The 26224-nt window shown below is 40.4% G+C and carries 16 protein-coding genes and 1 pseudogene; 8 read left to right on the forward strand and 9 right to left on the reverse strand.

Features of this window, described 5'->3' with window-relative positions; genetic code table 11:
* Positions 1–10 precede the first annotated feature (10 nt).
* The gene (locus HMPREF9969_RS09980; protein ID WP_009435696.1) at positions 11–529 is read left to right on the forward strand and encodes a DUF1643 domain-containing protein; all 519 of its coding nucleotides are present in this window, start codon (positions 11–13) and stop codon (positions 527–529) included.
* 58 nt (positions 530–587) lie between these two features.
* Here HMPREF9969_RS09980 and HMPREF9969_RS09985 read toward each other — a convergent pair whose 3' ends face one another.
* The 6 genes from HMPREF9969_RS09985 to HMPREF9969_RS10010 all read right to left on the reverse strand — a co-directional run bounded on the left by HMPREF9969_RS09985 (position 588) and on the right by HMPREF9969_RS10010 (position 5070).
* A complete protein-coding gene (locus HMPREF9969_RS09985) occupies positions 588–1247 on the reverse strand; it encodes a hypothetical protein (protein WP_009435729.1) in 660 nt (219 codons plus the stop codon).
* Between the two features lie 21 nt (positions 1248–1268).
* Complete coding sequence (locus tag HMPREF9969_RS09990) at positions 1269–2195, reverse strand: relaxase/mobilization nuclease domain-containing protein (RefSeq protein WP_009435689.1); 927 nt, start codon at positions 2193–2195, stop codon at positions 1269–1271.
* Positions 2192–2539, reverse strand: a complete 348-nt coding sequence (locus HMPREF9969_RS09995) for a plasmid mobilization protein (RefSeq protein WP_009435722.1) — start codon at positions 2537–2539, stop codon at positions 2192–2194. The genes HMPREF9969_RS09990 and HMPREF9969_RS09995 overlap by 4 nt, the downstream gene beginning before the upstream one ends.
* 101 nt (positions 2540–2640) lie before the next feature.
* Positions 2641–3531 carry a CHC2 zinc finger domain-containing protein gene (locus tag HMPREF9969_RS10000; protein ID WP_009435727.1) on the reverse strand — a complete coding sequence of 297 codons (891 nt, stop codon included), beginning with the start codon at positions 3529–3531 and terminating at the stop codon, positions 2641–2643.
* A gap of 181 nt (positions 3532–3712) precedes the next feature.
* Positions 3713–4765, reverse strand: coding sequence for an AAA family ATPase (locus HMPREF9969_RS10005; protein ID WP_009435707.1), 1053 nt, complete (start codon positions 4763–4765; stop codon positions 3713–3715).
* Complete coding sequence (locus tag HMPREF9969_RS10010; RefSeq protein ID WP_009435679.1) at positions 4762–5070, reverse strand: DUF3853 family protein; 309 nt, start codon at positions 5068–5070, stop codon at positions 4762–4764. The genes HMPREF9969_RS10005 and HMPREF9969_RS10010 overlap by 4 nt, the downstream gene beginning before the upstream one ends.
* 338 nt (positions 5071–5408) lie before the next feature.
* On the opposite strand from HMPREF9969_RS10010, the gene drt3a reads away from it, so the two are divergent.
* Both drt3a and drt3b read left to right on the forward strand, forming a co-directional pair.
* Complete coding sequence (gene drt3a / locus HMPREF9969_RS10015) at positions 5409–6869, forward strand: antiviral reverse transcriptase Drt3a (protein ID WP_009435714.1); 1461 nt, start codon at positions 5409–5411, stop codon at positions 6867–6869.
* Positions 6866–9049, forward strand: coding sequence for an antiviral reverse transcriptase Drt3b (drt3b, locus tag HMPREF9969_RS10020; protein WP_314519638.1), 2184 nt, complete (start codon positions 6866–6868; stop codon positions 9047–9049). The genes drt3a and drt3b overlap by 4 nt, the downstream gene beginning before the upstream one ends.
* A gap of 237 nt (positions 9050–9286) precedes the next feature.
* Here the strand turns inward: drt3b and HMPREF9969_RS10025 are convergent, their stop codons facing one another.
* Complete coding sequence (locus tag HMPREF9969_RS10025; protein WP_036895656.1) at positions 9287–10048, reverse strand: CsgG/HfaB family protein; 762 nt, start codon at positions 10046–10048, stop codon at positions 9287–9289.
* Positions 10048–10632, reverse strand: coding sequence for a hypothetical protein (locus HMPREF9969_RS10030; protein ID WP_009435692.1), 585 nt, complete (start codon positions 10630–10632; stop codon positions 10048–10050). The genes HMPREF9969_RS10025 and HMPREF9969_RS10030 overlap by 1 nt, the downstream gene beginning before the upstream one ends.
* Positions 10633–11361: 729 nt before the next feature.
* On the opposite strand from HMPREF9969_RS10030, the gene HMPREF9969_RS10035 reads away from it, so the two are divergent.
* The 5 genes and pseudogenes from HMPREF9969_RS10035 (at position 11362) to HMPREF9969_RS10055 (ending at position 18483) form a co-directional block, all read left to right on the forward strand.
* The gene (locus HMPREF9969_RS10035) at positions 11362–14256 is read left to right on the forward strand and encodes a TOTE conflict system archaeo-eukaryotic primase domain-containing protein (RefSeq protein WP_009435737.1); all 2895 of its coding nucleotides are present in this window, start codon (positions 11362–11364) and stop codon (positions 14254–14256) included.
* An 11-nt stretch (positions 14257–14267) separates the two neighbouring features.
* Positions 14268–14699, forward strand: a pseudogene (locus HMPREF9969_RS10040) (type II CAAX prenyl endopeptidase Rce1 family protein); the annotation flags it as partial.
* Positions 14700–15012: 313 nt separating this feature from the next.
* Positions 15013–15489 carry a phosphohydrolase gene (locus HMPREF9969_RS10045; protein WP_009435733.1) on the forward strand — a complete coding sequence of 159 codons (477 nt, stop codon included), beginning with the start codon at positions 15013–15015 and terminating at the stop codon, positions 15487–15489.
* 39 nt (positions 15490–15528) lie between these two features.
* On the forward strand, positions 15529–17085 hold the full coding sequence (locus tag HMPREF9969_RS10050; RefSeq protein WP_009435736.1) for a type I restriction enzyme HsdR N-terminal domain-containing protein: 1557 nt from the start codon (positions 15529–15531) through the stop codon (positions 17083–17085).
* Between the two features lie 510 nt (positions 17086–17595).
* Positions 17596–18483, forward strand: a complete 888-nt coding sequence (locus HMPREF9969_RS10055) for a hypothetical protein (protein ID WP_232212671.1) — start codon at positions 17596–17598, stop codon at positions 18481–18483.
* A 183-nt stretch (positions 18484–18666) separates the two neighbouring features.
* On the opposite strand, the gene sprA is transcribed toward HMPREF9969_RS10055, so the two are convergent.
* Positions 18667–26223 carry a cell surface protein SprA gene (sprA, locus tag HMPREF9969_RS10060; RefSeq protein WP_036895651.1) on the reverse strand — a complete coding sequence of 2519 codons (7557 nt, stop codon included), beginning with the start codon at positions 26221–26223 and terminating at the stop codon, positions 18667–18669.
* Position 26224 lies beyond the last annotated feature (1 nt).

Genomic DNA, 26224 nt, shown 5'->3' on the forward strand with positions numbered 1-26224 from the left:
AAATTAAAATATGGATTATCAGATTAAACAAATGATTGGCGATGAGAAAACCCATCGCTATGTATTAGCAAGTAGATGTACAAAGCCTTTAGTGGTAATCGGAGTCAATCCAAGTACAGCAAATGAAAAACACCCTGATCCTACAGTGAGAAAAGTTATGGGATTTGCAGAGCTTAATAATTACGATGGTTTTGTTATGTTAAATCTATATGCTCAGAGATCAACAAATTTCAAAGGTGTACATAATAAGAGGGATGAAATCCTTCATCAGAATAATCTTGATGCTATAAGAGAATTCTTTAAGACATACACTGAATTGGACGTTTTAGTTGCTTGGGGTAATCTTATATCTAAGAGGGATTATTTATTAGATTGCTTTAGAGATATCGCCAATGTACTTCAAGAACAAGAGCGAAAAATCAATTGGAAGCAAATAGGAGCGTTAACAAAATCAGGACACCCAAGACATCCCCTTTATGCTCGTTATGATTTCGGATTAAAGAATTTTGATATCGATAGTTATCTTTAAAAGATACATATATCAATTATTCCAAGAAGCTGTATGAAACAATTTCTTGGAGTAATTGCTATTTCTTCAAATGCTTCTTTAGTTCTCTTTGTTCTTGCTTTATCTTATCCTGCTGCAACACTAACTCGGCTTGGCGTTGCAAGGCTTGCTCGTAATCAACAACTTTCTGTTGCATCTGTTGAATGGCTTTGCGATTGCGATGTATGATAAATATGCTGTCAAGATATGCGAAATCAGAAGCGGTAGCTTTGCCCTGCATACGCAGGTAACGATAACGTAGGTCGTAATCAAAGGCTGTTTGCAGCTTGTTGGCTCCCATACCAAAGAACCAGCAACTCACCATGACCAGCCCACAAACCAATAAAAGCAGCATACGCTCGGCTAATTGAATGCTTGCAAATAGCGAGTAGTTCTTATATCCTACAGGCTTTTGTTGCTTGCTGATGAGCTGGTGCAAAGCTTCAAACTTTGGTTCGAGTTTCTTATTCGACTCTGATAGTGCCTCCAAAACAAAAAGTTGATGTTCTTTGATTTTAGCTTGAGTTTCTTTCGAGAGATGGATTTGCACAGTTTCTTGTGTTTTAATGCTATCTCCCTTTGGATTAGATAGCTGTTCAGCAATAGTAGTGCGCAGTTCTACCTGTGCCTTACTGATGGCTTTGCATTCTTGTTTGAGTTCTTCGAGAATGTCGAGAACAGGGGCTATTTCGTTGTTCATACAGTTTTAATTTTGAAATGATTAAATTCTACGTTTGCGATTAGCTCTATTGCGAAGTTTCTTTTGGAAGCGGAGCTCATCAACATCTACGCCATTACTTGGTGTTGGCATAGAAAACACTTCACTAATTGCTTCAGATAGGTCGGTAATGAAATAGCTTTCATCTACAGAATCTACCATAGGCTCATTTTGTAGATTAGTTTTCTCTTGTTTGTGAGAATTTTGTTCTATCTCAGCATTGAGGCGAGAGAAAGAGCACGTTCGGTCTATCTTTGAGCCACTGAAACTACATCCGTCTTTTTCAAAGATGATTCCTTGAACAATATCGGTGTTGCCTTTCGTTTTGAAACGAGTGGTAATACCTTGTTGCTCTAACCCTGCAACAAAATCTTTCCAAGTCTGAGATTGAAGTAATATAGACTTAATGGTATCGAACATCTCGTATCGTAATTTATCCTCACCTCTCAATCTTGAGCGGTTTACCTCTTGCTTTCCTTCGCCAATGGTTAGACCATAACGCTCTGTCAGTTCTCTACAAATCTTCGTTGAACGATACTTTTCGTTGTGGTCGCTGATGGTTTTGCCATTGTTACCAATGCGATTGATACAAATGTGCAGGTGAGGATGATGGCGGTCACTGTGCCTTACGATAAGGCTCTGTGTGTCGCCATAGCCCATTTTATGAAGATATTCGTTGGCAATCTTCACCATTGTTGCATCTGTCAGTCGTTCTGAATCATGTGCTGAGAATGAGAGTATGGTATGACAAACTGGTTTTTGTACATTTGGACGCATAGAGGCTTGCAAGTTGAAGTCGTGTGCAATGTCATTTGGTAAAGAACTGCGTACGCCATTAGCTTGTAAAACCTTGACTTGACCTTCGCGTTTGCTGAGCATATAATTGACAACTCCACTGAAGTTTGTTCCTTTAATAATCTTGGCTATCATGGTTTCAATCGTTTCATGAGTTCGTGAATAAGTTGTTTCAGCGCATTCAATTCTTCATTGAGTGAAGAAATGCCGAAAGCATTGAGCCGATGGGCTATCTGATTGAGATTGTTTGCCATGCCCGAAACCGTACGGATGAGTTGCATTTCCTCTGGCTTGATTCGGCTCTTTACTTCTGCATTTGTTATGAGCTGCCGTAAAAACTCTGTTCGTGAAATAGAGGCTTCACGTGCTTTTCCCAACAAGGTGTAGTACTCCATTGTATTAAGCCGAAGAAGCACTTGATATTTCCGTTTCTCTGATAAAGTCTTAGTGGGTCGTCCACCTTTATTTTTCTGTTCCATTTTTATTTTTTTGATGAGACCAACGGGATTTTCACCTCCCAAAGGTGGGAGCAAGTAGGTTTTGAGATACTCAAAACACAAACTTGCTTCCCAGATAAACACTATCTTCTGATACCACGCTTCGTGGTCGGTAACGAAGGTTGACTTTCTTGCACTTTGGACTGAGAAACAAGCCATTCGTTGAGGTCTTTGTGAGTTCGATAGCGAACAGAACCGTCTATGATAGATGGGCAAAACTGCTTCAAAAATTCAAACGATTTTCGTCCTGCTTCATCATTGTCCAGAAAACTCTCAACTTGTTTGTAGCCTTTTATTTTCTCTTGAATACGTGGCAAAAGAGCCAAAGAATTAAGAACTATGGTGTCGCAAGTTGAAGAAGGATTTAGCGTTTGCCACGAAAGGAAATCCATAAACCCTTCAAAGATTTGTAAAACGTCTGTGCCTTTACTAGTAGTTGTAATCGCTTTTGGAGCTATGCAGCCTTTGAAATAAGGACTACGAATTTCCCATCCGCCAGCATCGTTTGAAAATCCAATGGCATAGTATGTCCGATTGGTATTATTGTATCGAATTTCAGAACAGAATCTATTGGCGATGCTGAGAGGTATTTCTCGTTTTGCGATGTAACGTAACAAATAAGGATTGGTAAGTGATTGCACAGATATGATTTCTAATTTGTGCTTAGAGGTTTTTCTTTCACCGCCAAAAGAAAAATCTTGATGCACTATTTGTTTTGAACCACATAGAAGTTCAATGGCTTTGTTCATGGTACAATGCTGTAAAGTACGTACAAGGTCAATGATGTCTCCATGTTCGCCAGTTCCAAAGTCATACCATTGATTACGCTCTGTATTTACTTTGAATGATGGTGTACTTTCGTTGCGCAGCGGAGAGCAGTACCAAAAGTGAATACCTTGTACTCGTGCAGGTGAATAACCCTGTTGCTGCAAATAATCTGTGATAGAGATTTGCTTGATATTTTGTATTTCCATTGTGATTTTGTTTTGATGTTTGAAAGAATAAGTCTCAGCCTTTTTCTTTTGGAGGCTGAAAGGCTTAGGATTGGTCGGACAGTCGTACACTATAGGCACACCTTTACGTCCGACCAAGTTTGTTTCTCTTTGGTCGGATTGATTCAGGTATATATAGCCTGTGTCCGACCGACCAAAGGTTTTATTGTAGAGAACTATGGCTGAGTCGATATTTTCCTCGTTCTTCCTTAACCACTATGCCTTTGTTGAGCAAGAATTGCAAAAGCTCCTTGAGTTTTGTTTGTCCGTAGGATTGTCCCACAACTTTTGCATAAGCCTCTTTGAGAGCTACGATAAGTTTACTATATGGCAAGACTTCATTTGTAGAGAAGACTGGTTCCAACGCTTTTCGATGTTCGTTAGTGCTTAACTCTTGGTAGGAGAAACGATGTGACTTCCGTTCATTGTCAGAATACGAGAAATCTATTTGGGGAATGCAAATCTCGTCTTCAACCTCCTTAAGTCGAAAGGCAAACTTTTCAAAGGGTTTGGAACGAATGATGGAAGGTGCAACAATACTGCGTTCAGGCATAGTATTGTCCTTTTTGATTTGAAGAACTGTTTCAGCCTTGTTGTTGAGTTCCGTCCCAATATGTCCTCGTGCGTTATCGTCGCCCTTGTTGAGGTGAAGCACAGTTTGGATGTGGATGTTTTGCTCGCTCGTCCATTGCATCAGGTCGCCCACTAACTTGGTTGCCTCCGTTGAGTTGTTGATGTCGAGCATCAAATCACGAATGCCGTCAATTACCACCAACCCCACATTGGGTGTATGGTAAATGGCATAGCGAATGATTTCTCTGCGCTCGTTAGGGTCTGCAATGGCTCTAAGGTGACTGAACTTCAAATTCTGCGGTTCCTTGTCTATCGGCAGCCCTGCCAATCTCAAAATACGTTGCATCACAAGTTGGCAATGATAAGGACTTTGTTCCGTATCAAAGTAAAGAATTATGCGTTTACTCTCAGGAAATGATGCTTGATATTCCAGCACCTTTCCATTGATAAGAGCTGCAGCTACGATTGCACTCACGTTGAAAGTCTTCTTGGCTTTTGCCTTACCTGTCGATACACTGAAGTTACCTAATGTGCCAATAATGGCTTCACCTGCTTGTAGTACAACAGGAGGAATCGCAAACTCATCTGTTACATGAATGAGCGACTTTTGCCATATGTTTTCATAATCAGTTGTGTTCATCATCTTCCTCCTGTCTTTCGTCCTGCCAATTCCAGTGCAAGGTCAGCATCAACAATAATCTTGCGCCCTACTTGTGTAATGGCACGATTGATTTTACCACTCTGCTTGATACGATTAGCCGTGGGCAGACTGCACCCAAAGAGACGTGCAATGCCAGCCAAGCCGTACACATATCGCTTTTCTTCTTTGGAGGAAGAAGCCTTTGTTGATTCCCTGTTCGTGGACATATTACCATGTTGTGCAAGGAAAAGTAATTCTTCACCAGTCATCTGCCAAACAGGCTTGTCCAGTAATTCGTTTATCGTCATAATCCAATTTTTTGAAATGAATAACTCGCCCTTGCGCATAGGGCATTCAGTCAGGTCTGACGATGCAAAAGTAGAGAGCTTTTAATGCTTTTCCAAGAGGCAGGGATACAGCGGGAAGTATATGAGAAAGTTGGGAAATCATAGGGCTTCACGAGATGAAAGTTAGCATTTCAGAACTACTTATTCAGAAGTAAATTCATCATCGCACACTATCAGTTTTTAACACCTTTGCTACGAAATTGAGAACATAGCTGTTCCTTATATGTAAAAACTTGGAGCGTTTCTTTATATTATTGAGAGAATTTTATACCTTTGTAATCAAAATAGGTTCTAAAGAGATGTCTCAATATAGTTTCTCATACAACTACGATTCGCTAAATGATGCGTTCAATGCGGTGAATAGGAAGGGAAAGATGCAGAAAAGGTATCTTTCACCTGAGTATTTAGCTTCAGCTCAGGAATACCGAGATATGAGAAAGGAGCTAAATGAAATATTGAGAAAGAAAACGGCAGAGCGTACGGAGGATGAAGCAGACCTTGTTGAATTTCTGAAGCAATCGATGAAGAAGAATGCTCAGCAGCAAAAAGCCTTGTTGCAAGAGCATCTTATTAAAGTGTCTTCAAATATTTTATCTAGTAGTTTTCGTTTCAACCTCACACCAGATTCGTCAGCAGATCCAAAGAAACCTGTTTATTCTATTGGAACTACAGCTGAAGAGTTTTTTGCAATGCAAGTCCTTTGCTGGAATGTGAAAAAGCTGTTTAATATATCCATGTCAAGTCGCAATGAGATTCTTTCTCAGCTAAAGATATTGTTGAGAGAGGATAAGAGCAGGTACTATATAATCCGAACGGATGTTTGTCACTGCTTCGAGTCGATTCCGCATGATAAATTGTTTGAGTATTTGGAGGGAAACAATCTGCTTGACGTAAAGAGTAAATCGCTCTTGCGCGGACTCATACGGAAGGAGTTTGAAGCCAAGAATTTGCGACCACTTGTACAGACTCCTCAAACTGGTATTCCACGAGGTTGTGCTATCAGTTCGCTACTATCCGAATTCTATTTGTCCAAGATAGATGAGGTGATAAAGAGATCTTTGCCTGGTGTTTTATTTCTTGGCAGATATGTGGACGATATAGTACTTGTTATTCATCCTGATATCAGAGATGAATTCCATAAATCAATAGATTGGTACATCGAAGAGCTTAAGGAAATTTATTATCAAAAAGGGTTGACAATACACACGCCATCAGATGGCTCGGGGAAATGCTATAAATATGATTCGGCTAAAGCTGTAGATTTAGACTTCAATCTATTAGGATATAATGTTCATATCGACAATAAAAATAGGGATAGGCTAGTATTCTCACTCTCCCAAGATAAGTTAGAAAAGATTACAAAAAGAATAGATAAGACGTTCACTACTTTTGATAATATGATTGATGTCGTAGGTTTCGATGTTGCAGCACACTATTTGTTTGATGCACTTCATGTGTTGACCTGCAATATAAATCTGTACAACGCAAAGAAAGGGGTTAAAGTTGGTATCTTTTATTCCAATCAACTACTGGATAATAAAAGAAATCTATCATACTTGGATGGACAATTGAGTCGCAACATAGGTAGGCTGAATCTTTCTTCAAAGGCATCTATTACAATTGCGGATAGGGCTATAATAGAGGATAGACTGAAAAGAAAGCTTGCTTTACTATCTTTCGCAAAGGGATTTGATTATCCCCACAAGCGTTACAAAGTAAAGAAGCAAAGACTTCGAACAATTAAATCATCATGGGTATGAAACGTAGAAAAAAGATAAAACTAAGCTACAGTAAAGAGCGAGTGATCTTTTCAGACGTTCTGCCCTACGAGTGCCCTATAATATTCTCAAACCGATATTTGTATCGATTTCTTGCCAAGTATTTATGGGTTGGTGAAAAACAAAAAATTGATAATATCACGTGGAACACCTTGAAGCAATCTAAACGCTTGAATGAAAAAAATGCATCTGCTTTTGCGGCATTGCTTTTTGGTTGTTATGAGCAAGGTAAGCCTATAAGCGATTTGAAACACAAGAATAATGCTCTATTCTATCCTTATTATTTCAATATAGCTCACAAGGCAAACAAGAATAGAACGTTGTCAATTATACATCCATATAATCAGTGGCAGGTAGTAGATTTTTACGAACAATATAAGTATTCTATACTCTATCTCTGTAATCAGAGCAAATACTCTCTTCGCAAGCCACACAAGGTTGCACAATACTTTTATTATAGAGATAGACTCCATCGAAAGTTGTTAGGACATCAAAGCGACAAAGTCGAATTATTCTTTAATGAATATGAGAACTTGAAAACTTATTTCAGTTACAAGAAGTATTCGAATATATACAAGTTCTACGAAGACTATAGGTACCAGCGGGCTGAAAAGAAATTCAAACATCTTGTGAAGTTCGATTTACAGAGCTGTTTCGATAGTATTTACACTCACACAATAAGTTGGGCGACTGCTGGTGGTGCAGACAAGGTGAAGGTTTTGCCCGGTTATCATGGTTCATGGCTCGGTGATGCATTTGACAATCTAATGCAGTCGGTCAATGCTCGTGAAACTAATGGTATTGTTATAGGTCCAGAGTTCTCTCGAATCTTTGCAGAGATTATACTTCAGTATATAGACCAAAAGGTTGAGCAGGAACTATTGAAAGAAAAGCTTTGTCAGAAATCTAACTATGAGTGTTATCGGTATGTTGACGATTATTTCCTATTCTATAATGATGAACAGGACAGGAGTCTCTTCATGGAAAGTCTAACAAAATGGCTGAAAGAATTCAAATTACAGATTAGCCCGTCCAAAACTGAAGAGTTTGACAGACCTTTTATAACAAAGGTTACAATAGCCAAACAGAGAATCGAACATTTATTTAGCAATATATTCTCGACTCCACTCTGGGAAGAAGTAGAATCTAATTTGGATGTGGAGAAAGAAGATGAAACCGAAGATGAGAATTCGGATAAAGACAGAGAAATACTAGATAAGAAATTCAATATATACCTGCCTGCAAATAAGGTAAATGCTCAAATAAAAGCAATAGTTAGGGAATGTGGAATAGAATATCGCGATATAGCAAACTATCTGCTTGAGAAAATGAGTCAACGCCTTGACGCTTTTCTCAATCGATATGAAATGGGATTCAAGAAGTATGAACGCTTGATGTCTAAAGAGAACACTAATAAGGATGAGGTTGAACTTCTAGCACAAGGAGTACAAAGGAAGCTTACAAGTTTTCTTGTATCTCTGATTGATGTGGTGTTCTTCGTGTTCAATAGCAACAGGCAGGTAAACACCACATTGAAATTGCAGAAGACAATGAATGCCATTGTTATCTATGCAAAACGGCATGGTGATTTTAAAACGAATCCTGAGGTTAGATTCCAAACAATAAGTAAGGATGTTATCTTTAAGAAGATTCAAGATGAAATAGCCTTGGTACTCGCTACAACAGATTCACATCGTTACACTTTACATGAAAGTCTTTATCTGTTAATTTTAGCCAAAGAGTTAGGTTCTGCATATCTATTCGCACCTGAAGTTATCCAGTCATTTATTAAAAAAAGTGAGTTACAGTATAACTTATTCGCATGCATCATATTGATGTATTACTATGCTAACCACAAGTGTTATAATGAGCAAAAGATAGCATTGAAAGATGAGATTCTGAAAAAGTATCGGCTTGTTGCGGAAGTGGAGCGTAAACGCAATTCGGAGCTCACGATTCTCACGGCGGATATGATGACTTGTCCCTTTGTGGATGATGTATATAAGCTAAAACTCCTTACATTGATGGGCATTGCTGATATGAAAGTTCAACGGATGATATTGCGCTTTGCTAAAAAGCAAAAGTACATCTTCACTCGCTGGACAATGTTTAATTTGAATAAAGAACTACAGGCAAAGATTTCACAGGAGGTATATTCGTAGCTTCTGTAACAGCTGTTGGTCCAACCACTCTTTCACACACATAACCTTCAAGCTAGCCGAAACGACGCAGGAAGTTACGTTTTCCAAAATGGTTGGTTAGGATTGTACCGAGTGTGAAATCTTGCTTTTTTCAAACCTATAAACCTCTCTCAATAATGAACTACTCCCAAGACTATTAGTCTTGGGAGTAACTTTTTTCTTAACTGCTTGATTTTTGGGTGCAATAAAGGGTGTAAATCACGTAACTTGCTGATTTACACCCTTGTTTGCGGAGAAAGAGGCTCCAGATTGTTTCTTTACAGTTATTGTTCCTATATCGGACGGGTTCGGTTTGCCGTCAAGTAGTTCTATTATTTGGACCATGAATTTATCCCCAACTTTCACGCCTGTCTCTTTACCAGCATTAATGACAAGCGTCTTCTTGTCTAGAACCTTAACAATCTTTGCTGTGAGGGGGAAGTTGATTCGGAAATACTCATAAATGTCATCTTTAATTGATTGCATTGCAGCAGTGACAGCACTTTCTGGAGAAAGCATTTCTTTGCTAGCCTTTCCTTGGAAGCCCTGTGCTTCATTGCTGATGCCAGTAGAAACGTCTACAACTTTTAGCTGAAAAGCAACACTTGCCTTGTAGCCTCTAATACTTCCATCGCCATTAAAAATACGATAAACAGGTATCTTGACGATATGCCCTGTTACTAGCATACTAGCACCAAGCGATGCGTCCTGTCGTGCCAGATTCTTGCTATCCAAAAAAGCCTCACTTTTCTGTAGCTCAAGTTCTTCTTCTACTTTATCACGACTGGTTCTGTCAACAACAATAAATCGATGAGTATTGGTTAGCATTTCCACGACCTTTTCGGTTACTAACCTCGTATAAGGACTTTCTTCGTCGCAAGTAAACTCTGCTACACCAACGACAGGTCTGTTTTCTGCCTGTGCATGACAACTTGTGCCATACACGAGCAGAAACAGGACTGAGAGAATAAAACACCTCATTATAGATTCTTGCCAGACTTTAGCGTTTCTATGATTTTCTGAACAGCTTTTACTTGCTCTGCACTTTCTTCTAAAAGAATAGGGGTTGCTGCATTGCCAAATTCCATAACGATACCAGCTCCTTTAGCAATCTTTGCAAGCTTAGCAATCTTCATTGGATTCTTGTTGTTCTTTGCATTTTCTGCTATTTGCTTCATCTGCTCACCTGCAGCTTTTGCATTATCTACAGCATTTTTAATAGATGCAGCTTCACCTGTAACTGTTGTCAGTAGCTCTGTCCAATCTTCCAATTTTGGCTTTACGATAGTAACGTCTGTTACTCCATCCTTTGTCTGCCCAATCTGGCGATAATAAAGCCCCTCTAGCTTCACACTGTTTGCAATTGCCAATACCGCTGCATCGCGAACGGAATTACCAAAACCATCAATGATTCCGTCTCCACAATTTGTGTCAGAATACTTGTCTAGTAAGGTTTGTAAGTTCTTGGCGCGTTCTTCGCTTTTCTGGATTTGTTCTTTTGTCTCTTGTGCAAATGCAGTCATAGCACACAAAGTCATCACAATGAAAAATAAAATTCGCTTCATATATGTAAGTTTTTATTAGCCTCACCACTCCCAAGTATAGGCAAGTTGTTTAAAGGACACGAGAATATGGAAGTGAAATATTCTTATGCCTCTCTCCTGCAGCAAGGTCCGAAATTTAGGTGAATTAAAAAAAGACGTGGGAGTCTTCACTTACCTATCCCAGTCCTCAGGCCTTCGCATTGCCTAACCCAAAGGATAGGCAACGCAAGAAGCCCACGTCAATACGATATTATAATCAATGCCATAAACGACATAGAAATAATACAACTAACGTGAACGTTTCCGTTGCCGTATCTCTTTTGGGTTTTGGTCAAATTTGCGAAGTTTGAGGACCAAAAGATAACGTCTGTAAACGTCCTTTTCGAGCTGTGGACTATTTACTATACATAGTATGAAGTCTTATGCTCAATTCCAATATGTCTGAACAAGTTGATAATTACTTGTCGTTGCAAAAGTACTAATTCTATTTAAAAGTGCCAAATATCCAGTTAATAAGTTTTATAGGCATTAGCTCTTGTCTTACATATCATCTGTTTGTATGGCTTCGAGATAAAGTAGTGTGAATGATTTTCCAATATGTTACCGTCTTTTTATACCTCATACCAGGAAATTTATTATATTTGCAGTAGCATATATAATCATTTACATTTGTTTCTTTTAGGAAATTCATAATATAGTTTGATGATGGAATAAGGCTAGTAAGATCTATGTCTAATTTTGAATAAGTCTATGGAGAATAACGAACGTTATCAGCAACTTCTTCAGCATTGCGAGGAATTGCAGAAAGAGAACGATAGGCTGAAAGTTTTGCTGCAAAGGCATGGGATAAAGTATGAAACGGTGGCAAGTAAAAGCCTTGAGGCATCCCCTAATCCTTTGACGTCCCAGCTTTCACTTGATGAAAAGGTACAACTATTTCGTAGTCTGTTCAGAGGACGGGAGGACGTTTATGCAAGGCGATGGCAAAGCAAAACTACTGGCAAAGGAGGTTATCAGCCTGTTTGCATTAATGAGTGGAGCCAGGGGGTCTGTGATAAGAAGCGATATAAATGTGCAGACTGTCCTAATCGGAATTTTGAAGCGTTGAATGATAGGGCTGTTTACTGGCATTTGGAAGGCAAGAGAGAGGACTGTACCGATGTGATCGGGTTATATGCTATTATGCCAGACAATAATTGTGCTTTCTTGTGTGCGGACTTCGATGACAAGAACTGTGAGCACGGTTATAAGGAAGATGTCACGGCTTTTGTCGGCATTTGTAGGGATTGGGATATTCCATACGTCATTGAGCGTTCGCGTTCGGGTAATGGTGCGCATGTATGGATCTTCTTTGAAGATGTTATATCTGCTTATAAAGCACGACGACTGGGAAGCTCAATTCTAACAGAAGCAATGAATCAAAACGGGCGAATGTCATTCAAATCATACGACAGATTCTTTCCCAATCAAGACTCTCTTCCAGAAGGCGGACTAGGTAATCTTGTGGCTCTTCCACTACAAGGACAAGCTCGAAGAAGGTCGAATACCGTTTTCGTTGATGATAACTTCCTTGCTTATCGAAACCAGTGGGCTTTTCTTTCCCAAGTAAAGAAGATGACGACAGAGGAGATTGATAAGCTCTTGATAGAACATACACAGGAAGAATTGGGCTTGCTTTCTACATCAGATGAGCGAAAACCATGGATACCACCAGCTGTGCAAACAATTAGCAGTAAGGACATTTATACAAAAGTAGATATTACCAGATCGGATAAACTCTATATCCCTATTAAAGCTGTTTCGGCGAAAGTATTGAATCATCTGAAACGTATAGCAGCTTTTAAGAATCCAGAGTTTTATCGTAAACAAGCAATGCGCTTGTCCACCTATTCCATCCCGCGTATTATTTCTTGTTTTGAATTTACCGATAATTATCTGCTGATGCCTCGTGGTTGCGAGGATGCTATTATTTCTTTCTTTAAAGCTAATTATGTAGATTATACGCTAACTGATAAAACCAATCATGGGCAGATGATTTCTGTTACGTTTCAAGGTAAATTGCACACAGAACAACAGCAGGCAGTTGATAGTTTATCACAATATAATAATGGTGTCCTCTATGCTACAACAGCTTTCGGAAAGACTGTTACAGCTGCGGCACTTATTGCAGATAAGAAAGTAAACACACTGATTCTTGTCCATTCAAAGGCTTTGCTCACTCAATGGAAAGAACGTCTATCAGAGTTTCTTGAAATAGATTATCAAGAACCTGAAATGCCTAAGAGGAGGGGACGACGCAAGGTGTTTTCGCCTGTTGGGTGTTTAGATTCTACAGGTAATATGCTGCACGGGATTATAGATATAGCCTTAATTCAATCGTGTGTAGATGGAGACGATGTGAAACCATTTGTGCGCAATTATGGAATGGTGATTGTTGACGAATGCCATCATGTTTCGTCTGTTACCTTTGAACGTGTTTTAAAAGGCGTAACTGCACACTATGTATATGGATTGACAGCAACACCGATTAGAAAAGACGGACACCAACCCATTATCTTTATGCAATGTGGACCAATCCGCTTTTCGGCAGATGCTACAAGTCAAAGGGCACAACAAGGTTTTCATCGCTACCTTATTCCTCGGTTTACATCATTCCGCCCCCTTACAGACGAGACGCAGAACATTAGTTCTTTATATCAGTCATTGGTGGAAGACGAAGTACGCAATAAGCTGATAGTGGATGATGTGTGTAAAGCTGTAGATGCTGGGCGTATTCCTATGATACTTACCAGTAGGAAAGCGCATGTAGAAGTGCTCTCGCAAAAGTTGCGCGACAAAGTGAAGAATGTAATTCAGCTTACAGGAACAGGCACTGCCAAGGAGAAAGAATCTGCACTTCAGCAATTAAGAGCAATGCCTGCAGAGGAACCGCTGGTGATAGTAGCCACGGGGAAATATGTTGGTGAGGGTTTTGATTATCCTCGGTTAGACACATTATTCCTTGCATTGCCCATCTCGTGGCGTGGACTTTTGGCGCAATATGCTGGTCGACTTCATAGAGAATACGCGGGAAAGAGAGATGTACGCATCTATGACTACATCGATCTTCACCACCCAGTTTGCGACAGTATGTATAAACGACGCCTGAAGGGTTATGCCTCTATTGGCTACACGGTTGTCAATCTTTCTTCGCCAACATTGTTTGATTCTTTACCCGACCTTGACCTATCAAGCAGCGAAGGACAAATCTTCAATGGTAGAACCTTCTTCTCCTCCTTTTGTAAAGACCTGCTCAAAGCCCAACACTCTATTATTATCTCCTCTCCTAAATTGTATCGTGTTCAGCAGAATAAACTTACCCATCTCTTTAAAGACCTGCTTGCAAATGGAATCAATATTATAGTCTTATCTAAACCATCAGATGAGCAAACTAACTTCCTAAAATCTCTTGGTATCACAATAAAAACAAATAAAATCCTCTCCCATTGCTGTGCCATCATTGACAAAACCATCGTTTGGTACGGCAGCGTCCATTTTCTCGGCTTCTCAACAGAAGAAGACAACATTATAAAACTAACAGACACCTCATTAGCTACCGAGTTGATTGGAGTGCTAATGGATAAAATTAACGGTTTCTTATCCTAAAATATATTTAATTCTATCCCCTTATCCTTGCCCCAACACTCGAAGAACTTGCATGGCATGGCTACGGTACTGACAGCCTACGTTCGCGGATGAATCTCTTCAAGACTTCCATGCTTTTTGCAGCTTATTGGGCTGTCTGGCATTTCCCCCTTGCAGGAATTAAGGGTTATTATCACGCAAACGTAGTGAGCGAGGGCTGGCTTTATAGTCTGAACTTCATCGTTAGTATCTTCCCTTTTGTTTTTTTGATGAACTGGCTTTATTATAAAACCAACCGAAATATCCTTGTTGCTATTATCTTTCACATTACGGCAGGTTATTTCAATGAAATATTTGCAACTCACCCTGATAGCAAGTGTATACAGACGGTATTATTGTTCATCGTGTCTGTTATCATTGTGGTTAAAGAACGTCGACTGTTCTTTAATCGAGCATTGGAGTAGTTGGTACTCACCATTTAAATCTTAGTTCCAAGAAGAATACAATTATTTAGGTATTAACTGTACCCTGGCTGGCACTCGCAGAGAGTCAGCCAGTGTCTGTGTTATACAACCAATATAATGCTTGATATGAACTTAATTAACGTGAATTTGTCGAACTCACATTAAATTATAGATGATGTTAAAGGCTTATAGATAAAGATGAAATCTTAAAGAAATGCTCAATAAGATTTGTATGTTCACAAAAAGATGTACATTTGCATTGTGAATAGTAGATAGTAAAGGGTTTCTATTACATATAACTTAAATTTTAGCTATGTTAGTCAACAAGGAAGAAAATATCGTACAATGTGCTGCCACATTAGCTTGTGAGTTACACAAAGGGCAAGTGGATAAAGCTGGAGTTGATTACTTTACAGGTCATCTTACAGCTGTTGCCAAAATGGGGACCACTTGGCAACAGCAGGTTGTGGGTTATCTACACGATGCAAGTGAAGATACCCCACATTCTGTTGAAGAAGTGCTTAACTTGTTAGATGCGAAATTAGGAACTCCCTTGTCAGATACCGATAGGCTTGAACTTGCCGATGCTTTACATTTACTCAATCATCATCTTGCACCTAACAGAGAAACATATATTCATCGTATAAAAGAGAATGCCCTTGCAACTGCCGTAAAGATGCACGACCTTACTCACAATATGGACCTTTCTCGAATTCCTAACCCTGTGAAGAAGGATTATGAACGTATTGAGCGATATAAACGAGAGTATGCTTATCTGAGCAAAGCCTAATAAGATAAACCTTAAACTTTAAGAAAGAATTAAAAGATTATGAACAAGACCCTATGGAACTATTATAAGCAATCAGCCGATGGACAGAAAGCGATAGAAATGTTTGACCCTAATCCCGATGATGTATATAAGAATATAGAAGCTATCGCAACATTTGCAAATGGATTGGATAGTGATTTTAATCCTCAGCAATTTGTGGAGTTAGTGTATATACATGAGATTAATTTCGTTGAACGGAATCTCATAGAGGAAGAGACTTTTACTCGGGAAAGTTTTGAGCATTTCATTGACTCATACGACCTAATGGACTTTGAAGTTAAAGATGATGAAATCGTATGGTTAGGGAACAAATACATCATATCGGCAAATAAGTTTCGACTAAAAGCAGCAGCGGTAGATGCCTTATCTATGTATTTGTATTATTATGATTATTACTTTAAGCCTATCCTTCTTTCACATCGATTTGATATTATACAAAAGAGTTGTGATGCGCTTGGCATAGACTTACCACCAATACCTCGTTCTAAAGACTACAAGCAGTACCTTATGTATTACTATGATATATGCGGTATACTTAATGAATTCCAAAAAGACAATGAACTAACAGATGCTGAACTCTGTGCATGCCTATATGATTACGGAGCAAGGGTACTCTTAGATACAGAGGAATTAACAACTGGAAAATTACCACAACCCACAAATGTATGGTTAACAGGAGCATCTGGTAATATTGATTTTAAGTTTCTTGATTCATTAGAAGAGTCGCAACCATCTACTACTTCTATTTGGGCTTGTAACGAAAGAACTCGTAGAGGAGATTTAGTTATTGTATATTGCACATCCCCACGAAGTTATATACATTCAATTTGGCGTGCAGATTCGATCGGTATATTCAATCCTTTTGATTATTACCATTGCAGAACTATTGTACGTAATGGTATTAAACTTCCAAAAATTACTTTTTCAGACTTAAAAGAAGATTCTTATTTCTCTCAGTTACCAATCGTACGAAAGAATTTGCAAGGTATAAATGGTATAAGATTTTCTGCAAAAGACTACACAGAATTATTGCGATTAGTAAAGGAAAAAGGAGTAGAGAATACAGATTATCCGCAACTCTATGCAGTGACTTCTATTGACTTTGGAGATATTATACATGAGAAGGACGTAGAAGAAAACATTCTCATCCCTATATTGAAACGAATTGGTTACAATGATTCTGATTGGACGAGACAGCTACAATTAAAGGCTGGAATAAAGGAAAAGGCTATTCCGGACTTTGTATTTTTCCCACGTGGGACTACTCATTTTGAAAGTTCACCCTTAGTAATTGAAGTTAAGTTGGACATGTCTTCAATGATAGAAGAACAAAAAGCCTTCCGTCAAGCCTTGTCATATGCTCGTATGTTACGCTCTAAACTAATGGGGATTTGTGATAAGGAACGACTTATTATATATGCATTAGACAATTCTGGACAATGTAATATAGATAAACCGATCTTCGATAACTATTGGCAGTCAATCTATTCTGATGAACTTATAGGGGCTACATTAAATCAGTTAATTGGAGTGGAAGTTATTAAAGGCTATATTTAAAAGAGTTTACATCGAGCAATAAACTCGGGATTATAAAGTTTAAAAAAGATCATAACACATACTGTATAAGCCCCTAATTTATTTTTTAATTCATTTACTGTCATATTTAATACTTCATGTAGATAGTTGAATATTAGATGTTAGCAAGTAAAAAGGTCGTGATAGGAGTGACTGGAAAGTGAAATGAACTCGGTCAGACTCTGTTATATAGCGAGGGATAAGAGATTGACTTTGAGAAGATAGAACTCTCTTTTGAGAATGTTTAAGTAGCATGATGAACGTGGGAAAGGATGGTCGTGAGGTTGGAAGGAAGGAACTTAGTAATTTTTAACAAGTAATGAGGAGTAAATTGAAAAAAGTATATTTACTTTTGTTGCTGTTAATATATAATTGTCTTTTAAATGGTTATAATTGTCTTTTGAATGGTTATATTGGTACAGAAAAGCTGGCAATTATGGGATTTGAAAGGGTGAGTTTATTAGGAAATAAATAATTTTAAATACAAAAGAAATGAGACATTCAAAGTTTTTAGTAGTGAGTTTATTAGCGTTGATGACGTTGAGTTTCACGGCATGCAGTAGTTCTGATGATGATGGAGGAAAGGGTAAGATAGAACGACCGATGTATTTGTCTGATGCTGCAAGATACAAGATTACAACGCAGGGATCTACTTGGAAGAGTCTTGAACTAACTGAAGATGGACGCTACTTTATCGTGCATGATGGTAGTGTTTCTGGGCTTTCTTCACAAGATAATGATGATGTTATCGTCTCTGGAAGTTATGAGAAGAAAGGTAATCGATATGTATTGAATACTGTTGGCGAGCTGACTATCACAGCTAATAATAATTCATACGAATTGCAGTTGACCTATAATGGGAAGTCTCTCAAGTTCTCTGCCCAGAAGTCTGGAACGTTACCTTCTAATAAGGTCAACGATGAGTTGTGTCGTACATGGGTGTTCTCTAAGTGTTATATCGTTGTGAAGTATGATGGAAAGAAGGTCTATAATGCTTCATCTACCTCTGCCAATGAGCTTTACGATGGATTTAGATCAGCAATAAACACACCTGAGTATAAGGACAAGTTAAAGCTTTCTCAAGACAAGGAGGATGATATTGATGGCTTAAGGCTATTGAGAACGGTTACGTTTACGCATGCAGGTTCATATTATGTAACCACTACGGACGGTCGTGAAGACCTAATGAATTACTGGAAATGGATTAACGCTAACGAGTTGATCATAGGCTTTTCAGAAAATGAGGATCAGACCTCTGTACATGATCAAGCTGCCCTCAAGTTTGATAATGGGCAGTTGATCATGGTAGATAGCCAATCTAAAGGTCGTGAAGAAGTTACTATTACAATGGAATTTCAACCTGTTCATACAGATCGTTAACAGATTCCAATTATAAAGAAAAGTCCGAATCCAGTGCAAGGATTCGGACTTTTTCGTATCTGTTAAAGCCATTTTAAAGTGCAACTGATAATTTACAGGATTATTACAAGTGCTTTGGAGAACCATTACAAGTGCCTTGGAGAAGTATTACAGAAGCCTTGGAGAGGTGCTGTAAACCTCTTTCTACCTCGTTAAACTTAGTCTTAAACTAACTCCAAAGTCGTGAGTTGTGGTCGGATAACTACCCGATGACAACAAAGGAGAATTTATTTGCATATCGTAATAGATGCTGGCTGTGACAAAGCGGCTTAGTGTGTAATCACCAAGGAAGGAGAATTTAAAGGCTGTATTACCACTGGAAGCGGTAGAGGTGAGCGATGCGATGTCACGTGTAAGTGCAGCTTGACGACGATAGCTCATATCTAATCTGAGGTTAAGATCTTGGTTAAATCCGTTGTTCCTGTTCGATGAATTATTATCGTTTTGTTGCGTGTTTGCGGTCGATTTCTTCTTCTTCTTTGCCACACGATGTGTTCCATTGCCAAAGAGATTGAAGTCGTTAATGCGATAGCCAATACCAATTACCCAATCTTTCGATGTAGCCTCATTGAGCTGAACACTCGTCATTGAGAGTGCTAACACACGTGTTTGACGATATTCCATGCGTGCAGTTAGATTGTTCTGAAGCGTCACATCCACACCCAGTAAAGGCGAGAATGCCTCGTTGATACTAACTTGTGAGATGTTATACATCGAACTTGGGATAGGGTTCCCAGTGGTTGCATCGGTGATGAAACCTAATCCATTCATGTATTCCTGCCATGTGCTGTAACTCTGATAAGAGCCGATTGCGAAGATACTTCTATATGCGTGATTGATGTTCACACTCTTGAATAGATCTTGGAAGAGTGGCAATCTCGATAGTCCACTATACCTAATACTCCAGTTCGGGAGCAGACTTCGTAGGGTAGGGAATAGCTTTAAACCATTGCCCCCCATACTTGTGTAGGCATTGAGGAAGGCTGGGATCATCACATCTGCACTATATTTATTGACCGCTCCGACCGTTGGACTGAAGTGCCCTCCACCCATTGATGCTGGATAAGTAGCCCCATTGTATTGTGCTTCCACACGATTACGATAGCTGTTGAGCGAATTGACAAAGCGATCGAAAGTGGCACTATGATAACCATTGTTAGCGTTTCCCATGCTCTCAAAAGCAGTGCTCAAAGAGAGCGTAGTCATGGTGAATGAGCCTGTTTGAGTGGTTGGAACGCCAGCATACATATACTGAATACTCCTTGAAGTGGTTGTCATTCTACTAGCCGTGAGATCAATTCTGAAGTCTCTGAAAGGCTCCAGTGTGGCACGTAATTGTACGTCTTCTACCTGGTTCGTTATCGCTGGTGTGGCAACACTATCATTGATGAGTAACCAGTTATTGTCACGTGCTTTACCAATGTAATCATCGTCTATGAGACCAAAAGCAAAGTCCAACCCAGGTGTCAATGCACCAGTTCCACGACGTTGTCCAAAGGCATCTCCAATGGTTGGCATGAAGCCTGGTAAGGTCATAGAATACTGGTTGCGATACGATATTCCGACGTTGCGCACCATCATTAAAGCACGTGCAACACATTGTGCAGTCTTATACCATTTCTTGTTATCAAGTGGCTCTTTTGGTGTGATAGTGAGCTTTGCTCGTATAGCAGAGTCCGTCCGATTGAAGATTCTTACTTGGTTATCTCCCACCTTCTTCCACTTCATCTTTAAGGCTTTTCCATGCTCATCTTTAGCCGAGAAGATCAGTCGTTTCGTATTCTTACCATGCGATACAACGATAGAAGTATCGGCTTTGAGGGTTATTTCCTGCTCAAAACTCTTCTTGTTCTTAGGCAGTGCTTTCTTCTTTTCATCGTCCTTCTCTTTCGCTTTCTGCTCCTTCTCTTTCTTCTTCTGTTCGGCTGTCATTGTTGGACGAGAGGGCTTCCTTGGTTGTGTCCGATTGAACCGCTCATTCGTTTTCTTTAGGAAAGGGACATGGTTGTAAAGGCGTTCCATGTTGAAAGTCCCATTAATGTTTAAGGTCCTGTTACTTGTGATTGTGTTACCGAGCGAAGTTCCATTATCAAGGTTAGCACCCCTTACCCATGTGTAAGTTGCATTATAACTAGCATCCGTATTCACCCAATCGAAGACAGGTAAAAGGTTAAGAGGTAACTGATAAGAGAGCGAGAAGTTCTGTTGGTAATCAAGTGGAGTACCAAAGTGCTTAATGCTTGTCCACACCGAATCCTTCCATGCTTGATAACGATCCGCATAGAGGTCTTTGTTAATAGGAGTGTATGGTTCTTCTATTTCCGCATGCGTTGCACTTTGGAAGTTCATGTGTAGGTTGCGCGTTAAGTCCCATCTCAATGCAAAGTCTCTGTTCCATAGGAACTGCTCATTAAACGTCAGTGGGAGGCGGTCATGACCTATTGACTCCATGTCACGCTCTTGTAGTTCGTAATAGTTGCGAACCATCTCTGTATTGAAGGTAATGTTCTGTGGCAACCAATTCAAGCCAAAGCGACGTAGGATCTCAAACCATTTTGAACGACTCTTGATCAGTCGTTTGAATGGCTCCCAAGTCTTGTAAACAGGTGTCCAGTTATAGTTTAATGCCCCACGCCAGTTGTCTTCATTCTCATAGACAGTCGTTTCTCCCGATGTGTGAGAGTGTGAATGGCTATACGAGAAAGAGAAGTTTGCGGGGTCGTATGGCATGGGGTGATTCTTTGTCTGTATGTCAACACGCACATTCGATAGCGATAAGTTCGTTGTCAATCGTTTAGTAATTGCAATCGACTTAATCGAGTCTTTCTCCTGCTTGTTACTAGCTCCTTCGAGTGCATCCCCCAGTTCCATATCGGTGTCGAGTGGGTTATATTTAGGTCTACTTTCGCTCTTTGTGATACTATAATATAATGGTGCAGAGACCTTCGCCTTGTCTGGGAACAGTTTACCTAGTTCCAAACTCGTAGTGACAGACACATCAGTCTTCGTTTCTTGTTGCCGTTCATTTACCCCCTGTTCTAAGCCTCCAAAGCCGTCAGTACTATGACTTGCGTTGATATCAACACTACCGAAATCGGACAACTGGACGTTCAACTGCCCTCTTGCAGCCCATCCGCCCTCGTTGTTAAACTCCTTTAGACGCAACTCATTGACCCACACTTCACCACTCTTCTGGCTGCTGGAAAGGTTGCGCACACCGATAATCATAGTCTTAACCTCACCCAGTGTTGGGTTACCCATGATACTTACTTTGTTGGCAGGGTGGTCAGTGTCATAGACAGAGAAGACGCGATTGAAACTAGCTCCACCAGTTCCACGTGCCTTGTTACGCTGCTTCTTGACAGAAGTGAGTAGGTGCAAAGGAATATCCAACATGTTCTCTATAGGCCAAACCAGCCGTTGATCCTGTGGGAGATACATGTCGTAATCGCTTTTTGGAGCGGTTAGCTTCAATGGAATTTCATATTCGTAATAGTTGTTCTTATAGTCTGATCCCAATCGAATGAACACTGCCAACTGATCATCCCCGAGGTTGGTTGTGTTCTGTTCGAAGGCATTTGCGTGTACAAACATCTGTAGACGCTTGTATTGGCGCAGGTCAAGTGTTGTGTTCTTATATACAGCTTTCGATTCACCTGAGCTTAGATTATTAACGACCAAAGATAGTGCTTGCTCGTTCTCCTGTACTAGTTGAGGCTGACTCGGATCCTGTCCTCGAATGATACCAGGCGGTAAGACATAGTTGACGGGAGTCTTATCTCCATTCTCTTCAAGGCTCACCGTACTAACATTCATCGTACCTGTATTGGGCACACCACTGGTTAAGTTCTGCTGATACTGACGCCATTTGCCACTGACAAGGTCGAAAGTGGCAAAGCGGAGAACGATTGGTTTGCTGAAACCAGTGAGGAACATGCGCATGAAGCGGATACTTGTAAAGTCGTTGATACCGCCCACTCGTTTCTGAAACTCTTCTAGTGGAATGCGGAAAAGATACCATGTGACAGGCTCCGAACCACCTTTTCGCAAGGATGCTGATGCCACTCGCTTGTCCACAATGAAGTTTTGTCCGACATTGAGATCCTGTGGTCGAATGCTAACATGGTATTGGTAATACTTCTCGTATTCGTTCAGTGTATAGTCTTGATTGATATCCTCTACATCAGGAGTAGTCTTGTAAGACGTGTCATAACGCTCGTTATTGTTCTCATTGTCAGGTGAGTTACCTTGCGGGTTATTGATTCTTTTATAGCGTTCAAGTATCGATGCACGTTTACGATCCCAATCCGAACCACGGAAATAGTGGTAGTCATCATTGGCAGGGTCTGCCCATATAGAGTCAAACACAGCCTGATTGGTGTTGGCACGGGCTGCAGTAAGGAAGTTCTGATAGGCTGCGAACTGTCTTTCTTCTTCATCCGTCAAGCCATTGTAACCCACATCTTGCTTGGCACGACTGCCTGCTGACGTTGCAAAAGCATACGTGATGGTAGATTGTGTAGGGATTCGTCCCCACTGAGTAGTCGTCCATGAGTTGCTACCATCTACTGGCATACCACTCTCATAGAACTTCTTTCCATCCTTCAATATATCTTCAGACACCTCGCCGAGATCGATATAGAAGTCGCCACCATACTGGTTGGCATTAGCTTGTCGATTGGTATAGATGAACGGATCAAGCATCCAAAACTCCACATACTCAATGTTGGCTGTCTGGAAGTCGTTCGTGTCCAACTTACGCATCATACCGCCCCATGTTCTGTTAGGGTTGGTGAGGTGACCATTAATGTCAATATTAGGATTGAAGTTATAAGGGCCTCGTTCTGATGGATAAAAAGCCAGATTCAGTATTTGCAAGGTTGAGATTGAACCGCTATAGTTACGATCTCTGTTAGGGAAGACTTCGGTAATTGGAATCTCACGAACATAGTGATTCGATAATTGTTCGAGGTCGCTTTTGATGTGACCAGGCGTTAGTGAACTACTACGACGTGTGAAGAGCGGGTCAATATTGTACCAAGCTAAGAGACTTCTGTTGTATCCACTCCTTAGAGTCGTCTTATCCGTTGACTCGGAGAAGTCGGATGGTACACTTGAAATAACCCATGATGTAGGTTGGCTAACATCGATTGCATTCTTCGTACCTTCAAAGTCATCAAGGTAAGACGCATGGTCTTGTGTACCCTTACTCTGCCCTGCCAACAACTGTGCGAACTCGGCAGAGAAGGTGATATATGATGGTTGAGTGACATGCAAGAAAGGTATCTTATTGAGCATGTTGGTCAACCATTGGCTCTCTTTCTTCCAGTTTAGATTAAGTCCCCAAATGGTGTTGTTGAGCGGTTCCGAGCCCATATTCACCTTTGTGGTGAGTGGTTGTTCAGATAAGTGCATGAATGTTCCACCTATTTGGAAGTCCTTTGAGAAGTCATACTCCCAGTTTACTCCTATCATTGTCTTGCGCTCCTGTTGGTAAGCACTTTGACTTTCGAGGGAGACATTCACGGCAGTTCCTGCATCAATAATACTCTGGTTGAGGATTGTAACCTCTCCCGCACTGTAATCAACGCTGTAATCAGAACCTTCATTAAGCGTTACTCCACCAGCAGTAACCACCACGGAACCTTGCGGAACATTGTAGGCACCAAGCGAAATAACGTTTGCTGCCGTACCACGATATTGTCCCACGAGCATGAATTTATCCTTCTCTGCAATCTGCTTAGCGGTTGTCTTTGTCGAATTATATAGTTCCGAGAAGGTGTACTTATCGGCTATTGCAGCCGTAACACCTTTATCAATAAGTTTCTTACGAAGCCCTGCGCCGAATGGTTCCGCTAGTGGGAAAAAGACGCGCCCATTGCTTATTGTATATCCTTCTACATAATCGAAATAACCATTCGGATGCGGGTTGTTATTGTTATCTAATCGGTCGGCACCAAGCAACTTAATGATGGGTAAGCTCTTAACTTGTGGTTCGGGTATATAAGAAAGGTACACACCTGTCGTATCACTTTGATATTTAACATCAAGGCGAAACTTATCCTTCTCAATGTTAGTCGACAGGTAATAAACATTCTTCATCATCAATCCCCAGTTACCTTGACTAGGGCTGTTATTGGTGTTCTTCAGCGACTTTACGAATAGAGCCTCATTGATGTCGGTGCGGTCACTGGCAAATTCTCCCACTTGATAGGTCACTCCGCCGAATGTATATTCGTATGCAACGGCAAGCACCTGGTCGGTTTGTAGACCACTGCGAAGCGATATGTAACCCAAAGCAGGGTTCACGGTGTACTCCGAACTATTGAGTAGTCGGGCATTAGCAATCTTCTCGTAATCATTACCACCCACAAGTCCTGCGCCATCCAAGATGCCTGTCACTTGATCAATATTGCGTGCGGCAGGGTAGCCTTGAGTGATAGTGTTGTATTCTGTGTTTGCGTTGTTCGTTGGTACTTGACCAATTCCTGTACCCCAAAGATCCGTTCGGCTCACTCGTTCATTCTCTCCTAAATCGGTGAGAGCAACGATATTACGAGTGTTACTTGTCGTTCCGCTCTTGTTTGTTACCCACACTTCAACACGGTTGATAGTGATACCTGTCTTCAGATTTGGCAATGATTTCATTGCTTCATCATAGTGATCTCGGAAGTATTGAGATAAGAAGAAGTGACGGTTCTCTTCGTATTCTGCGGCATCAATCTCAAATGGTGTCAACTGCTTTCCACCCCTAGAACTAACGCTCTTATTCGAACTCTTCTTTTGAGATAACACCGTTTGTAACTTCAATTTACCGAATTGCATGTCGGTGCGAATGCCGAATAAGGCCGAAGCTCCTTGCACAAGAGAGTTGTTAGAAGGGAATGTTACGTTACCACCCTCAACCAGTTTGATGATCTCATCCTCCTTTCCTTCATACTTCAACTTGAAGTTCTGCGTGTCAAAGTCAAATGTCGCATCAGTGTTGTAATTGAGGTTCATGTTCACTTTATCGCCCACTTTGCCATTGACATTGATGTTAATTTTCTCGTCAAAGTTCATCGCTGTGGTCTTACGATTGCGTATTGGCAATGACGGGTTATCAATGCTTTTGAGCGTCGCACCGAACTTCAGCTCTGCAGTTCCTTGTGTTTTAATACGTACACCACCTGGTCCAAAGATCTTCTCTGCCGGTCCTAACGAGAAGTGCATATCGGTGAAGTCGAACTTCTCCTTGCCCTTTTCGCGTAGTATTTCTTGGTTCTTTGAGCGATAGTAATCCGTGAAGCTGCGTTTCTCTGTCCACTTCCGATACTCTTCAGGTGTCATCATTATTGGTGCCATCACGTATGTATCACCAATCTTGTTACCTATGATATACCGATCAAGCGAGTCGTTATATTCCACCGTTTGTCGCATGTTCTCGGGGCGGATGAGATCGGTAGAGTTCTCCCTTAGATCATCATAAGTAATAGGTGAAGTGCGCTGCACTTTCCACCTTGGATGCAGTAAAGAGTCAGGGATCTTCTCCTCATCTATCTCCACCTCAATCGGTTTCTTCTTCTTGATCGTATCGTTTTGTGTTACAGAGAAGAGGCTCTTTATCGGTGCAAAAGATAGAGCCATACGTCCCCAGCTTAGTAGTGTGACACTACCAAGAAGCATGATAACAATGAGGAATATGTAATGTTTTCTTTTCAAG

Source organism: Prevotella sp. oral taxon 306 str. F0472, from assembly GCF_000257925.1.
GTDB classification, from domain to species: Bacteria; Bacteroidota; Bacteroidia; order Bacteroidales; family Bacteroidaceae; genus Prevotella; species Prevotella vespertina.

Excerpts from the sequence above, each read along its gene's own strand:
- HMPREF9969_RS10035 (WP_009435737.1), top strand. The coding sequence starts at position 11,362 with ATGGAGAATAACGAACGTTATCAGCAACTTCTTCAGCATTGCGAGGAA.
- HMPREF9969_RS10005 (WP_009435707.1), bottom strand. The coding sequence starts at position 4,765 with ATGATGAACACAACTGATTATGAAAACATATGGCAAAAGTCGCTCATT.
- HMPREF9969_RS10025 (WP_036895656.1), bottom strand. The coding sequence starts at position 10,048 with ATGAGGTGTTTTATTCTCTCAGTCCTGTTTCTGCTCGTGTATGGCACA.
- HMPREF9969_RS10050 (WP_009435736.1), top strand. The coding sequence starts at position 15,529 with ATGAACAAGACCCTATGGAACTATTATAAGCAATCAGCCGATGGACAG.
- drt3a (WP_009435714.1), top strand. The coding sequence starts at position 5,409 with ATGTCTCAATATAGTTTCTCATACAACTACGATTCGCTAAATGATGCG.
- HMPREF9969_RS09995 (WP_009435722.1), bottom strand. The coding sequence starts at position 2,539 with ATGGAACAGAAAAATAAAGGTGGACGACCCACTAAGACTTTATCAGAG.
- HMPREF9969_RS09990 (WP_009435689.1), bottom strand. The coding sequence starts at position 2,195 with ATGATAGCCAAGATTATTAAAGGAACAAACTTCAGTGGAGTTGTCAAT.
- HMPREF9969_RS09980 (WP_009435696.1), top strand. The coding sequence starts at position 11 with ATGGATTATCAGATTAAACAAATGATTGGCGATGAGAAAACCCATCGC.
- HMPREF9969_RS10000 (WP_009435727.1), bottom strand. The coding sequence starts at position 3,531 with ATGGAAATACAAAATATCAAGCAAATCTCTATCACAGATTATTTGCAG.
- HMPREF9969_RS10030 (WP_009435692.1), bottom strand. The coding sequence starts at position 10,632 with ATGAAGCGAATTTTATTTTTCATTGTGATGACTTTGTGTGCTATGACT.
- HMPREF9969_RS09985 (WP_009435729.1), bottom strand. The coding sequence starts at position 1,247 with ATGAACAACGAAATAGCCCCTGTTCTCGACATTCTCGAAGAACTCAAA.
- drt3b (WP_314519638.1), top strand. The coding sequence starts at position 6,866 with ATGAAACGTAGAAAAAAGATAAAACTAAGCTACAGTAAAGAGCGAGTG.
- HMPREF9969_RS10055 (WP_232212671.1), top strand. The coding sequence starts at position 17,596 with ATGAGACATTCAAAGTTTTTAGTAGTGAGTTTATTAGCGTTGATGACG.
- HMPREF9969_RS10010 (WP_009435679.1), bottom strand. The coding sequence starts at position 5,070 with ATGACGATAAACGAATTACTGGACAAGCCTGTTTGGCAGATGACTGGT.
- HMPREF9969_RS10045 (WP_009435733.1), top strand. The coding sequence starts at position 15,013 with ATGTTAGTCAACAAGGAAGAAAATATCGTACAATGTGCTGCCACATTA.